Origin of the sequence: Pseudomonas yamanorum, assembly GCF_013386765.1 — a bacterium.
GTDB classification, from domain to species: Bacteria; Pseudomonadota; Gammaproteobacteria; order Pseudomonadales; family Pseudomonadaceae; genus Aquipseudomonas; species Aquipseudomonas yamanorum_A.
The window spans coordinates 1-13776 of the sequence record NZ_JACARE010000017.1 but is presented as its reverse complement, the minus strand read 5'-3'; the positions used below and the strand labels follow the sequence as shown (position 1 = coordinate 13776).

The following is a 13776-nucleotide window of genomic DNA, read 5'->3' as shown; positions in this document are numbered from 1 at the left end:
GCTCCCACAGTTGAACTTCGCACAGTCGTTGCTACCTCATCCGGCACAAAGATGCCGAATTAGAACAATAACAATGGACGGTACTTTCACATGCCCAGCGAACCCACTGGCTCTTCCGTCGACTTCGAAAAAGTCGGCACCGAATACTTCCAACAACGAGAACTGAAAAAAGGCGCTGCCGGCTGGGTGCTGCTGGTCGGCCTCGGCGTTGCCTACGTGATCTCCGGCGACTACGCCGGCTGGAACTTCGGCCTGGCCCAGGGTGGCTGGGGCGGCATGTTCCTCGCCACACTGCTGATGGCCACCATGTACCTGTGCATGTGTTTCTCCCTGGCCGAACTGTCTTCCATGATTCCTACCGCAGGCGGCGGCTACGGCTTCGCCCGCAGCGCGTTCGGCCCTTGGGGCGGGTTCCTCACCGGCACCGCGATCCTCATCGAATATGCCATCGCCCCCGCCGCCATCGCGGTGTTTATCGGTGCCTATTGCGAGTCGCTGTTCGGCATCGGCGGCTGGATGATCTACCTGGCGTTCTACATCATCTTTATCGGCATCCACATTTTCGGCGTGGGTGAAGCGTTGAAGCTGATGTTTGTGATTACCGCCGTCGCCGCGATTGCCCTGGGCGTGTTCCTGGTGGCGATGGTGCCGCACTTCAGTGTCGCCAACCTGCTGGACATCCCGGTGACCGAGGCCAAGGGCGCCAGCACTTTCCTGCCCTTCGGTTATGTCGGCGTGTGGGCGGCGATTCCTTACGCGATCTGGTTTTTCCTGGCCGTCGAAGGCGTACCGCTGGCCGCCGAAGAAACCAAGAACCCTAAACGCGATCTGCCGCGCGGCCTGATCGGCGCCATTGTGGTGCTGACCAGCTTCGCCCTGCTGATTTTGGTGATCGCCCCGGGCGGTGCTGGTGCCTATGCGCTGATGGCGTCGGGCAATCCGCTGGTGGAAGCCTTGTCCAAGGCGTACGGTGGCTCCACGTGGATGGGCCACTTCGTCAATCTGGTGGGCCTGGCCGGGTTGATCGCGAGCTTCTTCTCGATCATCTACGCCTACTCCCGGCAGATCTTCGCCCTGTCCCGCGCCGGCTACCTGCCGCGCAAGCTGTCGCAGACCAACAAAAGCAAGGCGCCGGTCCTGGCTCTGGTGATCCCCGGCATCATCGGCTTTGGCCTGTCACTGACCGGCCAGGGTGATTTGCTGATCCTGGTGGCCGTGTTCGGCGCGACCATTTCCTACGTGTTGATGATGGCCGCGCACATCACCTTGCGCATCCGCCGCCCCAAAATGGATCGCCCGTACCGCACACCGGGCGGCATCTTCACCTCGGGCGTCGCGCTGGTACTGGCTTGCATCGCCGTTGTGGCGGGCTTCCTGGTGGATCCGCGCGTGGTGATTGGCGCTGCGATCATCTATGGAGTATTAATTGCTTACTTTGCTTTCTACAGTCGGCATCACTTGGTAGCAGGCACGCCGGAAGAAGAATTTGCGGCGATCCAGGCCGCAGAGGCCGCCTTGCACTAAACGCCGTAAACCTCGGTGCGGGCGCTTTACTCACATTCTGCCCGCACCGACAAGGAGACTCTGTATGGCAAGCTTTTCCCACGCGGTGGGTGCATCGACCTACCGCTTCGACAGCCTCAAGGACGTGATGGCCAAGGCCAGCCCGGCGCGCTCCGGAGATTTCCTGGCCGGCGTTGCCGCCCAGAACGACGGCGAGCGGGTCGCGGCGCAAATGGCCCTGGCCAATATTCCGCTGAAGCACTTTCTTGAAGAAGCGCTGATCCCGTACGAAAGCGACGAAGTCACCCGGCTGATCATCGACACCCACGATAAACAGGCATTTTCCGTGGTCAGCCACCTGACCGTCGGCGGCCTGCGGGACTGGCTGCTCAGCGACGCAGCCGATGAACAAAGCCTGCGCGCCCTGGCGCCCGGCCTGACCCCGGAAATGGCCGCGGCCGTGTCGAAGATCATGCGCGTGCAGGACCTGGTGCTGGTGTCGCAGAAGATCCGGGTGGTCACACAGTTTCGCGGCACAATGGGCCTGCGCGGGCGCCTGTCCACGCGCCTGCAACCCAACCACCCCACCGATGAACCGGCAGGCATCGCCGCCAGCATTCTCGACGGCCTGCTCTACGGCAACGGCGACGCGATGATCGGCATCAACCCGGCCACCGACAGCATCGCCTCGATCTGCGCCATGCTGGAAATGCTCGACGCAATCATCCAGCGCTACGAAATCCCCACCCAGGCTTGCGTGCTGACCCACGTCACCACCTCCATCGAGGCCATCAACCGTGGCGTGCCGCTGGACTTGGTGTTCCAGTCGATCGCCGGCACCGAGGCGGCCAACGCCAGTTTCGGCATCAGCCTGAGCGTGCTGCAGGAAGGCTACGAGGCGGGCCTGAGCCTGAATCGCGGCACCCTCGGGCAAAACCTGATGTATTTCGAAACAGGCCAGGGCAGCGCCTTGTCGGCCAACGCGCACTTCGGCGTCGACCAGCAAACCTGCGAAACCCGAGCCTACGCCGTGGCGCGGCATTTCAAGCCATTTTTGGTGAATACTGTCGTAGGATTTATCGGCCCCGAGTACCTGTACAACGGCAAACAGATCATCCGCGCCGGCCTCGAAGACCACTTCTGCGGCAAGCTGCTGGGCGTGCCGATGGGCTGCGACATCTGCTACACCAACCACGCCGAAGCCGACCAGGACGACATGGACACCCTGCTCACCCTGCTGGGCGTGGCCGGGATCAACTTCATCATGGGCATCCCGGGCTCCGACGACATCATGCTCAACTACCAGACCACCTCGTTCCACGACGCGCTCTACGCCCGGCAAACATTGGGTTTAAAGCCAGCGCCGGAGTTTGAACAGTGGCTGGCGAAAATGGGCATCTTCACGCAAGCCGACGGCAAGGTGCACTTCGGCAACAGCCTGCCACCGGCCTTCCGCCACGCCTTGGCGCAACTGGGATGAAGAAGGAACCGCCTGTGCACATCGACACCCCGGAAAATAATGTAGACAACCCGTGGCTGGAACTGCGGCGCCTGACTCCGGCGCGGATTGCCCTGGGCCGTACCGGCACCAGCATTCCCACCGGCGCGCAGCTGGATTTCCAGTTCGCCCACGCTCAAGCGCGGGACGCTGTACACCTGCCGTTTGATCATGCAGGACTGAGCAGCCAACTGGCAGAACGTGGCCGTGACAGCCTGTTGTTGCACAGCGCCGCTGTCGACCGCCACAGCTACCTGCAACGCCCGGACCTGGGGCGGCGCCTGAGTGATGAATCCGCCCAGACCTTGCGGGACTACGCCGACGCCAACCCGGGCGGCGTGGACCTGGCTGTGGTGGTGGCCGACGGCTTGTCGGCCCTGGCGGTGCATAAACACACGCTGCCGTTTCTGACACGCATGGAAGAACAAACCCACGCTGAAGGCTGGTCCCTGTCACCGGTGATTCTGGTTGAACAAGGGCGCGTCGCCGTCGCCGATGAAGTCGGCCAGTTGCTGGGGGCGAAAATGGTGGTGATCCTGATCGGCGAGCGGCCGGGGCTCAGTTCACCGGACAGCCTGGGCCTGTATTTCACCTACAACCCCAAGGTCGGCCTCACCGACGCGTACCGCAACTGCATCTCCAATGTGCGGCTGGAAGGCTTGAGCTACGGCATGGCGGCGCATCGCCTGCTTTACTTGATGCGTGAGGCCTGCCGACGGCAGTTGTCGGGGGTCAACCTCAAGGATGAAGCGCAGGTACAAACCCTCGATTCGGATGATCCCGACCTGATGAAAGGCAACTTCCTGCTCAGCCCGCCGAAGGACTGATCCCTGCACGATTGCGCTTTTTCTCCGCTTTAGGCAGCATCGAGACACGGCCGCTCGTGTGGTCATACCCCATTTGGAAGTTGAGGCCTGGCATGCGGATAACTCAAGCGACCCTGGAACACCTGGACCTGTTGACCCCGCTTTTCGTCAAATACCGCGAGTTCTACGGCGCACTGCCCTTCCCCGATTCAAGCCGTGCCTTCTTGGAAAAACGCCTGCGCCGCAAGGAGTCGGTGATCTACCTGGCGCTGGCCGACGATGACGACAAGAAACTGCTCGGCTTTTGCCAGCTGTATCCAAGCTATTCCTCGCTTTCCCTCAAGCGCGTGTGGATCCTCAACGACATCTACGTGGCCGAGGATGCTCGCCGGCAGTTGGTGGCCGACAACCTGATGCGCACCGCAAAGAAGATGGCCAAGGAAACTCACGCCGTGCGCTTGCGGGTGTCCACCAGTAGCGACAACCAGGTGGCGCAAAAGACCTACGAGTCCATCGGCTTTCGGGAAGACACCGAGTTCAAGAACTACGTGCTGCCCATCAGCGATGACTGACATCTATTAACCAAACCTCATACATCTGTTGTGGGAGCCCCCTCCCACACGGACTCTGTGTCTACAATACGTTCGATGTCGCGACATTCCCCGCTACAAAACCAACACGCTTTTCACGACTCTATCCGTATAATGCGGACCTTTCAGGGTCGTAAGAAATAAGCCACAACCTTGTAGCCCTTATTACCCGAAGCCTCCGCACAGGCCCGCTGAGCCAGGCCATTCACACAGGTGCCATCCATGGATTTCAACCCGCTCGACCTTATCCTGCATCTCGACGTGTACCTCGACATGCTGGTGAGAAACTACGGAGTGTGGATCTACGCCATTCTGTTCCTGGTTATCTTTTGCGAAACAGGCCTGGTGGTCATGCCCTTCCTGCCGGGTGATTCCTTGCTGTTCATCGCCGGCGCCATCGCAGCAGGCGGCGGCATGGACCCGGTATTGTTGGGCGGCTTGCTGATGCTCGCGGCCATCCTGGGTGACAGCACCAACTACGTGATAGGACGAACGGCCGGGGAACGCTTGTTCAGCAACCCCAACTCGAAAATCTTCCGCCGCGACTACCTGCAAAAAACCCACGATTTCTACGACAAGCACGGCGGCAAAACCGTGACCCTGGCGCGCTTCCTGCCGATCCTGCGGACTTTCGCACCGTTCGTCGCCGGCATCGCCAAAATGCCTTACCCGCGCTTCTTCGGGTTCAGCGTATTCGGCACCATCCTGTGGGTGGGCGGCCTCGTAACCCTGGGCTACTTCTTCGGCAACGTACCGTTCATCAAGAAAAACCTGTCGCTGCTGGTGGTGTTCATCATCCTGCTGTCGCTGGTACCGATGATCATCGGCGTGTTCCGCAGCCGCTTCGGCCGCAGCTCCACCGAAGCCAAGCCGCAGTAACCGGCGATGTGGTCCCTCAGCGCCTGGCGTCGCCGGCGCCTGCTGGCCAAGCACCCGATTGCCGATGAAATGTGGCAGCGGGTGCGCCACCACCTGACCTTCCTCGACGGCATCACCGCAGAAGAAGACCAGTGGCTGCGGGAAGCCTGTGTGGTGTTCCTGGCTGAAAAACACCTCACCGCCCTGCCCGGCGTCGACCTGCACCAGGAACAACGCCTGCTGCTCGCCGCCCAGGCGCAATTGCCGCTGATGAACCTTGGCGACCTTGACTGGTACCAGGGCTTCCACGAGATCGTGCTGTACCCCGACGACTTCCTCAGCCCCCAGCGCCATCGCGACGCCAGCGGCGTGGAACACGAGTGGGACGGCGAACACAGCGGCGAAGCCTGGCAACAAGGCCCCGTGATCCTCGCCTGGCCCGGCGTACTGGCCAGCGGCAACTGGGAAGGCTACAACCTGGTGATCCACGAGCTGGCCCACAAGCTGGACATGCTCAACGGCGACGCCAACGGCCTGCCGCCGCTGCACCACGACATGCGCGTGCAGGAATGGGCCAGCGTCATGCAGAGCGCCTTCGACGACCTCAACCGCCAGCTCGACCGCAACCCGAACGCTGAAACTGCCATCGACCCCTACGCCGCGGAAAACCCCGCGGAGTTCTTTGCCGTCACCAGCGAATATTTCTTCAGTGCCCCGGATTTACTGGCCAACACTTATCCACAGGTGTACGAACAACTGAGCCACTTCTACCGCCAGGACCCGTTGGCGCGCCTGCACCGACTGCAAGTCGCCGACGTGCGGTATCAGACTGAACGCCAAGCGCCCTACGACGTCTGACGCATGGCATCGGCGTCAGAATATGCCTATAATCGCCGCCACTTTTAGGCCAATCCGGCCATGTTTCATGGCCAACTACGGGGGCAACGCCCAATGAGCTACAGCAAGATTCCGGCTGGCAAAGACCTGCCGAACGACATCTACGTCGCCATCGAGATTCCGGCCAACCACGCGCCGATCAAATACGAAATCGACAAAGACAGCGACTGCCTGTTCGTTGACCGTTTCATGGCCACCCCGATGTTCTACCCGGCCAACTACGGTTTCATCCCAAACACCCTGGCTGACGACGGTGATCCCCTCGACGTGCTGGTCGTGACCCCTTACCCGGTTACCCCAGGTTCGGTTATCCGCGCACGCCCGGTCGGCATCCTGAACATGACTGACGATGGCGGCGGCGATGCCAAAGTTATCGCAGTACCCCACGACAAGCTGTCCCAGCTGTACGTCGACGTGAAGGAATACACCGACCTGCCGCCACTGCTGCTGGAACAGATCAAACACTTCTTCGAGAACTACAAAGACCTCGAAAAAGGCAAGTGGGTGAAGATCGACGGTTGGGGCAACGCAGACGCCGCCCGCGCCGAGATCCTGAAGTCGGTCGCTGCCTACAAAGGCTGATACCGCTACTCGCTCTAAAAAAGCCCCGATTATTCGGGGCTTTTTTTGTGGGAAAAATATAAACATCCGACCACACTAATAAACACTTTTACAGAGCGTGTTTAACTAGTTTAGTTAACTAACAGAATAAGCCTTCAATAAGGAAACACCTACATACGGCAACTCAACGCATGGTTTATTTGATCTGATTTTACGGCCAGTAAACTCTGCGTTTATGAATACATCAGGTGATCGCTTAAGAGCGCTATTAAGGGAAGTTCATCTTTCCGCTTCCGACTTCGCCAAGAACCGCGATGTTACGCCTCAGCACGTAAACAACTGGTTCAAACGCGGTGTCCCCATGGGCCGTCTCAACGAGTTCGCAGAACTGCTGTGCGTCACCAGCCGTTGGCTGCGCACAGGCGAAGGCCCCAAACATCCACCCGCCAACTTCCTGCTGGAAGGATCCGATGCAGACCACACACACCGTATCGCCCGTGAACAGACCGGCAACTACATCGCCCACCCGGTCTCAACCCCGGTAAAAATCGACGTGGAGATCCCCCTCCACCCCACCTTCACCTCAACCGAAAGCATCCGCCTCTCCCTGCACACCCTTGAAACCATCGGCGTAAACCCCGAGCGGGCCCTCGGCGCCTACATGGTCGGCAACAGCATGATCGACATCATCCAGGACGGCAGCACCCTTGCCATCGACTGCGGCCGCAAACAGATTATCGATGGCGAGATTTATGCGGTAGAACACGACGGAATGCTGCGCATCAAATACCTCTACAACCGGCCTGGAGGCGGACTGCGGATGCGCAGCCACAACAGCGCCGAACATCCGGACGAGTTTTTGACCTATGAACAGCGGCATGAACAGAACTTTGAAATTCTGGGTTGGGTGTTCTGGTGGGCGACACTGAATAACCGCCGCCCGCCAGTGCCGCTGGATGAGCATTTATTGGGCTACGAAGGCTCTAAATCGGATCCGAAGCTGGGAAATTGAAGGGAATGTGGGTATTATGCGCCGCACATTTGGCAGGGGGTTGGTGTAAAGCCGGTCCGCCCTGCCTGGCGATGCGGAGGAGTTCCCGCTGATGCCCCTTATCACCCGGGCGCGAGTTTGGGTGAACGATTTGAAGGCTGGTGAGGTTTACCAAAAATAAGCTGAACCAGTCCCCGAGAAGCCGGCCACAAGCCGGCTTTTTAATGCCTGGAAGAAACTCGGGGCGAGAAGTCAACTCACCTCGGCTGCAAACAATCCAGCGCTCGATCCACCACCACCTTCGACATCTCCACCAAATGCATCACCGCGCGCTGCGAACCATTCAGCGGCTCGGTCGACGCCTGGGCGGTCGCCACGGCGCAATGCAAAAGCTCGGCAGCATGGGCCAAAGCATCTTCGAAACTCAGTTCGTCATCAACGGTAAACGGATTGGGTGAAGGCTGCGCATCCGGCGCTTTGAGGTAGCGATCAATCACTCGGCGTGAGGCATCAGTGTCGCGGAGTAAGGCTTTGTGGAATGCGGGTGGATCGGGGGTAACTTTGACCATGGTAAATCTCCAATCAAACAGTTGGAGCCACCACACCTCGCGACTAAACGAAGGCGGCAGCTGTACGCAGGTTAGTCGACCGGTCGATTGGAAACCCGGCGCGCCCGAGGACGCCCTGCGCACAGCCACCATAAAAGTGCAGGCGAAAAACGGCCTGACTCATGAACTGATCGTGCGCCAATCGAATCCGGGCGACTAAACCCGATCACTGAATATGCAGTGACGGAACGCAGACTAGTCGCGGGATTTTGCTGGCGCAAGCACTTGGAATTCTCTAGGAAACGTCCTGCAAATGAAAGGGATGAGTCTTCCTGGCCATTCCCAATCACTGCCACTTCTTGACTCTCCCCCTAAGGTCACACCTCACCCTGAAATCCTATCTTTCAGGACTCCACCACCATGAGCCAACGCATCCTGGTCATCCTCGGCCACCCTTCCAGCACCAGCTTCTGCTCTGCCCTCACCGACACCTACGTCACCAGCGCCAAAACTGCCGGCCACGAAGTACGTGTCCTGCGCCTGGGCGACCTGACGTTCGACCCCATCCTGCACAACGGCTACAACCAGGCCCAACCCCTGGAACCCGACCTGCTCAGCGCCCAGTCCGACATCCTGTGGGCCAATCATCTGACGTTTGTTTTCCCCATCTGGTGGGGTGGCATTCCGGCATTGATGAAGGGTTTTATCGACCGGATTTTCCTGTCCGGTTTCGCCTTCAAATACCGCAAGGGCAAGGCCTTCCCCGACAAACTCCTGAAGGGTAGAACCGCGCATTTGCTGGTGACCCTCGACACGCCGCCGTGGTATTACAGGTGGTTCTACCGCATGCCCGCGCTGCATCAGATGCGCAAGACGACGCTGGCGTTTTGTGGCATCCAGCCGATCAAGACATTGCAGTTCGGGCCGGTGCTGGGCTCCACATCAGCGCAGCGGGAACAGTGGCTGAAACAGGCCGGCGCACTTTTTGGGAAAAGGACTTTTCATGTACATCGGCAAAGCCGCGCAGTTGTCGGGCACCACGATCAAGGCGATTCGTCACTATGAGGCGATCGGCCTGTTGCCGCCGCCGCTGCGGGAAGGTCGTTATCGAATTTACGCTGCAGAGAGCGTCGAACTGCTGACGTTCATCAAGTGCGCTCAACAGTTGGGTTTCAAGCTCAAGGAGTTGCAGGCGATTCTGGGCGGACATCACGGTGATGGATTGCCCTGGGAGCTTGCGGACAAAGCGATCGCCAGCAAGAAGCAGGAGCTGGTGCGGCAGATTGAGGCGTTGCAAAAGATGCACGGGGGGCTGGTCGAGTTTGAGGCCAGCCTCAAGGATGCTCAGGGCCAATGCACCGCACCACTGAAAACGCCACTGCCGTCAATGAGCTGAATCTCTGTTTTACGTAGTGCCGGGCAGCCGCTCGGTACGGAAAAAATCACCCTCCCCGTAAGCCCAATCTGATTTTCCGGACCACTCGTCCAGCCCCCATTTTGCTGTTGCAGACTCCGACGCCTCCCCTTTGCAGAGACGTCACGGATGACTGCTTCTTCGTCCCACATTGCCCATATCGAACATGAACTGGATGGCTTTCATCAGAGCCTGGCGGTGTATCGCCAGCAGGTGGGCGCCTGGTATTCGCAGGGGTTGGACAAGGTCAGTCATGCAGCGGATTTGCCGTCATTGCTGGGGATGGATCGGGTCATTCGGGCGGGGAATTCGAGCAAGTCGGTGAGCATGGCCGATGACAATTTCTCGACGGTGGTGCGTTGTGAGGTCGGCGGCCTACTGGAGATCGAGAGCAAGTTTGAGTCGGTGTATGACGTACCGCTGGGAGGCATTCCGGTTGAGGTGATTGGGCTGGATGACGGCAGCTCTACCGTGGTCATGCTCGATGAACAGGGGAAAGGCTCTCACCCCTGCGTGGCCGGCAAGCGCTACCGGATACGGGTGCAAGGCGGTGTTTCGGACGAGCAGGTCGAGGCGCTGTTTTCGTCTTACGACGGTTTGACCGCTGACCTGGAAAGCTGGCTTCGCAAGCAATGGAATGGTTTCAAGCCGCATTGGGAACGGTCCACTTCGAGCGCGATTGGCACTGGCGTGCTGGCGGGAAGTTGGGCGGCGATTACTGGTGTGTGGGACGCCATCAAGCAGGTGCAGGAGATCTTCAAGGATCCGGGCCAGTTGTTTGAAAGCCTGGGAGCCAAAGCCAACGAATTGATGGAACTGGCTCGCACTGCGCCAAAAGTCATGGAACAGGCGATGTTGCTGGCCAGTGATGAGGCGGCGCTGTACCTGATGTTGCGCACGGCGATGATTTGGCTGTCGGCGTTACCACCAAGTGAGATCGCCGGTAGCACCGCCGAGGCGGTGGCCGGGTTTGTGGTGTCGTTGCTGATCGATTTGTTGGTGGCGGCTTTGCTGACGGTTGTTCTGCCGGCGGCGGGCATCGCTTATTTGAGCTCGCGTGCGCTCAGGTATGGCGCTCGGATTGTTGAGGCGGCCATTGAGTTTGTGAAGGGCATATTCAGTGTTCTTCAGAGCTTTATGGGGACAGTGGGACGGTACAAGACAGTAGCGGTTCGGGGCGCCGTTGAGGGGTTGAAAAAGGGTGGTGTGCAGATGCGCTGGGGGCCGCGTCAGAACACCGTGGTTCGGGAGAAAGCGCATGTCGATGATGCTCCCTCCTCTGCAAAGAACCCCGGCGGCGATGCGGCGGCTCCCGCAGACAAGACCGCAACCAATGGCTGCCCGGTGTCGATGGTTACCGGTGAGGAACTGCTGACGCTCACCGACGGTTCGTTGGATGGGGTGTTGCCCTTTGCCTGGACGCGGTTGTATCGCAGCAGTGCGGTGGAAGTGGATTGCGGGTTGGGGTTTGGCTGGAGCCATTCGCTGGCTCAGCGGTTGGTGGTTAGCGGTGAAACGGTGGTCTGGACCGATCACGAAAACCGCAGCACGACGTTTCCCCTGCCCTCTGCTACGCGGCCAGCCATCACCAATAGCCTGGCGGAAGCAGCGATTTATCTGGGCGCTTTGCCTGATGAATTGGTACTGGCTCAAACCTCTCTTTTCTATCACTTCCGCGACGGTGTGCTCACGTCGATCAGCGACGCGTACGACAACCGGCTGCGCATTTCCCGCGACTACTCCGGGCGGATTCAGCGGATTGATAACCACGTCGGCCAAGGATTGCTGCTGCGTTATGACCGTGGACATATCGTTGCCGTCGACTATCAGATGCAGCGGGAACTGGACTGGGTTACCGAGCAGAACGCTGTTTCCTACAAGTATGACGACGCTTGGCGGTTGGTTGAGGCGACCAACGCTGTCGGCGAAAGCGAGCGTTATCGGTACGACGATCAGCAGGTGATCCTGGAGCGGCAACTGGCTGGTGGGGCGAGTTTTTTCTGGGAGTGGGAAAGGTCCGGTAAATCTGCAAGGTGTATCCGCCACCGGGCCAGTTTTTCCCAGATGGACACGCGGTATGCCTGGGACGACAACGGCAGCGTCACCGTTCACAACGCCGATGGCAGCCAGGAAGTCTACGTCCACGACCAGCGCGCACGGCTGGTGCAGCGAATTGATCCGGACGGTGCCGAGCACTTCAAATCCTACGATGACAAAGGCCGGCTGACGGTCGAGCAGGATCCACTCGGGGCGGTGACGGCGTATCAGTACGACGAAGCCGGTCGGTTGATTGCGCTGTTTCCCGGGGATGACGCGCCCACGTCCTACGAGCATGACAACGGGTTCGTTCGAGTTGTACGCCGTGGTGAGGCGGTCTGGAAATACCAGCGTAACGACCAGGGCGATATCACCCGCAAGACCGATCCGGACGGTAACTACACCGAATACACCTACACCAAACACGGCAAGCTCAGCGGCGTTTGGCATCCGGACAACAGCAGTCAGCGCTTTATCTGGAATGAACGTGGCCAGCTAATCGAGGAGAAGCTGGCGAATGGCGGTGTACGGCGTTATCGCTACAACGACCTGGGCCGGCAGGTTGCCTGCGTGGATGAGTATGGTGCGCTGACCCAGTATCAGTGGGACGCCGTAGGTCGTTTGCTGAAGGTGATTCAGCCCGGTGGGGCAACCCGCGAATTCAGCTACAACCCGTACGGAAAAATCACTGCCGAGCGCGATGAACTGGGTCGGGTTACTCGCTATGAGTATGCAGACGGTTTGCACCTGATCAGCCGTCGGATTAATCCCGACGGCACGCAGCTCAAATACCGTTACGACAATGCCCGGTTGTTACTGACTGAGATTGAAAATGAAGTCGGCGAAACCTATCGGCTCGACTATCACGCCAACGGCCTGATCCAGCAGGAAACCGGCTTTGATGGCCGACGTACCGCCTACGTCTACGACCTCGCCGGGCATCTGCTGGAAAAGACCGAATACGGTGACGATGGGAGTCAGTTGGTTACCCGATATGAGCGCGATGCAGCCGGTCGCCTCGTAAGAAAAACCCTGCACGACCGCAGCATTGTCGATTACACCTACGATCGACTCGGCAACCTCCTCAGCGTCGACGACGGCCACTGGCCGCTGCACTACGAATACGACCTGCAAAACCGCCTCACCGCCGAACATCAGGGCTGGGGCACCTTGCGCTATGGCTATGACGAATGCGGCCAACTCGAAAAATTACGCCTTCCGGATAACAACCGCCTCGCCTTCCACCACGACAAAGGAGGCGACCTCGCCACCGTCGAACTGAATGGCAACCCGCTCACCTCGCACCTGTTCAAATCCGGTCGCGAACACCAGCGCCAGCAGGGACAACTCCTCAGCCACTACCACTACGACGACCAGGGCCGGCTGCACGCCCACGCCATCACCCAACAGGAACAACGCCACCAACGCCGACAATACGATTACGACAAACGCGGCAACCTGACCCGCATCCTCGACACCCGCAAAGGCCAGCACGACTACCACTACGACCCACTCGACCGCCTGACCCGCGCCAACCACTCGCACGACCTGCAGGAACGCTTCGTTCACGACCCGGCGGGCAATCTGCTGATGCAAGACCGCGTCGGCCCGAGCGAAGTCAAAGGCAACCGCCTGTTGATGCAAGGCGACCGTCATTACGACTACGACGCCTTCGGCAACCTCCTGCGCGAACGTCGGGGCCGAGCCCAGCAACTGGTCACCGAGTACCGCTACGACTGCCAGCATCGACTGATCAGTGTCATCCAACCGGACGGCACACAGGCCAGCTACCGCTACGACCCGTTCGGTCGGCGCATCACCAAAACGATAAAAGGCCAAACCACCGAGTTTTTTTGGCAAGGCGACACGCTGATCGCCGAACACAGCGCCGATCATCACCAGAGCTATCTCTACGAACCCAACAGCTTCCGCCCGCTAGCGCTGCTGAAAGGCTACGGCCCGGAAGACGCAAAACCCTTCCACTACCAACTCGACCACCTTGGCACCCCACAAGAACTCACCGCGCCCGACGGCGAAATCGTTTGGTCCGCCCACTACCGCGCCTACGGCCAA

Annotated in this window: 12 protein-coding genes; 11 read left to right on the top strand and 1 reads right to left on the bottom strand. The window is 59.5% G+C overall.

Annotated features, from left to right (window positions below; all coding sequences use genetic code 11):
- Positions 1–90: 90 nt before the first annotated feature.
- From eat to HX875_RS11475, 8 genes are all read left to right on the top strand, one after another.
- The gene (gene eat / locus HX875_RS11510; RefSeq protein ID WP_177043288.1) at positions 91–1524 is read left to right on the top strand and encodes an ethanolamine permease; all 1434 of its coding nucleotides are present in this window, start codon (positions 91–93) and stop codon (positions 1522–1524) included.
- Between the two features lie 64 nt (positions 1525–1588).
- Complete coding sequence (locus HX875_RS11505; RefSeq protein WP_177043287.1) at positions 1589–2983, top strand: ethanolamine ammonia-lyase subunit EutB; 1395 nt, start codon at positions 1589–1591, stop codon at positions 2981–2983.
- Positions 2980–3828: an ethanolamine ammonia-lyase subunit EutC gene (gene eutC, locus HX875_RS11500; protein WP_177043286.1), complete on the top strand. Its 849-nt coding sequence runs from the start codon at positions 2980–2982 to the stop codon at positions 3826–3828. Before HX875_RS11505 ends, eutC begins: the two co-directional genes overlap by 4 nt.
- Before the next feature lie 92 nt (positions 3829–3920).
- Entirely contained in the window at positions 3921–4379 is a 459-nt protein-coding gene (locus HX875_RS11495; RefSeq protein ID WP_017476271.1) for a GNAT family N-acetyltransferase, read from the top strand.
- Between the two features lie 240 nt (positions 4380–4619).
- A complete protein-coding gene (locus tag HX875_RS11490) occupies positions 4620–5276 on the top strand; it encodes a DedA family protein (protein WP_177043285.1) in 657 nt (218 codons plus the stop codon).
- Between the two features lie 6 nt (positions 5277–5282).
- Positions 5283–6113 (top strand): zinc-dependent peptidase, encoded by an 831-nt coding sequence (locus HX875_RS11485; protein WP_177043284.1) that lies wholly within the window; start codon positions 5283–5285, stop codon positions 6111–6113.
- Between the two features lie 93 nt (positions 6114–6206).
- A complete protein-coding gene (gene ppa, locus HX875_RS11480) occupies positions 6207–6734 on the top strand; it encodes an inorganic diphosphatase (RefSeq protein WP_003219382.1) in 528 nt (175 codons plus the stop codon).
- Positions 6735–6948: 214 nt separating this feature from the next.
- Entirely contained in the window at positions 6949–7725 is a 777-nt protein-coding gene (locus HX875_RS11475) for a LexA family transcriptional regulator (protein ID WP_177043283.1), read from the top strand.
- A gap of 236 nt (positions 7726–7961) precedes the next feature.
- Here HX875_RS11475 and HX875_RS11470 read toward each other — a convergent pair whose 3' ends face one another.
- A complete protein-coding gene (locus tag HX875_RS11470; protein ID WP_010174728.1) occupies positions 7962–8273 on the bottom strand; it encodes a DUF6124 family protein in 312 nt (103 codons plus the stop codon).
- Between the two features lie 399 nt (positions 8274–8672).
- On the opposite strand from HX875_RS11470, the gene HX875_RS11465 reads away from it, so the two are divergent.
- From HX875_RS11465 to HX875_RS11455, 3 genes are all read left to right on the top strand, one after another.
- Positions 8673–9317 (top strand): NAD(P)H-dependent oxidoreductase, encoded by a 645-nt coding sequence (locus tag HX875_RS11465; protein WP_177043282.1) that lies wholly within the window; start codon positions 8673–8675, stop codon positions 9315–9317.
- Positions 9256–9648, top strand: coding sequence for a MerR family transcriptional regulator (locus HX875_RS11460; RefSeq protein ID WP_177043281.1), 393 nt, complete (start codon positions 9256–9258; stop codon positions 9646–9648). The genes HX875_RS11465 and HX875_RS11460 overlap by 62 nt, the downstream gene beginning before the upstream one ends.
- A 147-nt stretch (positions 9649–9795) precedes the next feature.
- The coding region (locus HX875_RS11455) for a DUF6531 domain-containing protein (RefSeq protein ID WP_177043280.1) at positions 9796–13776 on the top strand (3981 nt) is incomplete at its 3' end.